Below are 863 nucleotides of genomic sequence, written 5' to 3' on the forward strand. Positions count from 1 at the left end.
TCAACGTCTTCACGCTTAGTACCACGTAGAAGTGCACCGATGTTCTCACCCGCACGACCTTCGTCTAGAAGCTTACGGAACATCTCAACACCTGTACAAGTTGTCTTCGTAGTTTCTTTGATACCTACGATTTCAACTTCGTCATTCACGTTGATGATACCAGCTTCAACACGGCCTGTTACAACAGTACCACGACCTTGGATTGAGAATACGTCTTCGATAGGCATGATGAATGGCTTATCGATGTCACGCTCTGGCTCTGGGATGTAAGAATCTAGTGCTTCTGCAAGCTCAACGATTTTGTCTTCCCACTCTTTCTCGCCTTCTAACGCTTTAAGCGCTGAACCTTGGATTAGTGGTAAGTCATCACCTGGGAAGTCGTACTCAGAAAGAAGTTCACGAACTTCCATCTCAACTAGCTCAAGTAGCTCTTCGTCGTCAACCATGTCACATTTGTTCATGAATACGATGATGTAAGGTACACCAACCTGACGAGAAAGTAGGATGTGCTCACGAGTTTGTGGCATAGGACCGTCAGTCGCAGCAACTACTAGGATTGCGCCGTCCATTTGAGCAGCACCAGTGATCATGTTTTTAACATAATCGGCGTGTCCTGGACAGTCTACGTGTGCGTAGTGACGAGTTGGAGTATCGTACTCAACGTGTGAAGTTGAGATTGTGATACCACGCTCACGCTCTTCTGGAGCGTTATCGATTGATGCGAAGTCTTTAGCTACACCACCGTATACTTTTGCAAGTACGTTAGTGATTGCTGCTGTTAGAGTTGTTTTACCGTGGTCAACGTGGCCGATTGTACCAACGTTTACGTGCGGTTTTACGCGTTCAAACTTTTCTTTTGCCAT

The 863-nt window shown here is 46.1% G+C and carries 1 protein-coding gene; it reads right to left on the reverse strand.

What is annotated here, in order from left to right; genetic code table 11:
* Window positions 1-863: elongation factor Tu (gene tuf / locus NO991_RS20560; RefSeq protein WP_058584085.1), on the reverse strand; the 863-nt coding region annotated here is incomplete at its 3' end.

Origin of the sequence: Pseudoalteromonas sp. DY56-GL22 (assembly GCF_041414715.1) — a bacterium.
GTDB classification, from domain to species: Bacteria; Pseudomonadota; Gammaproteobacteria; order Enterobacterales; family Alteromonadaceae; genus Pseudoalteromonas; species Pseudoalteromonas simplex.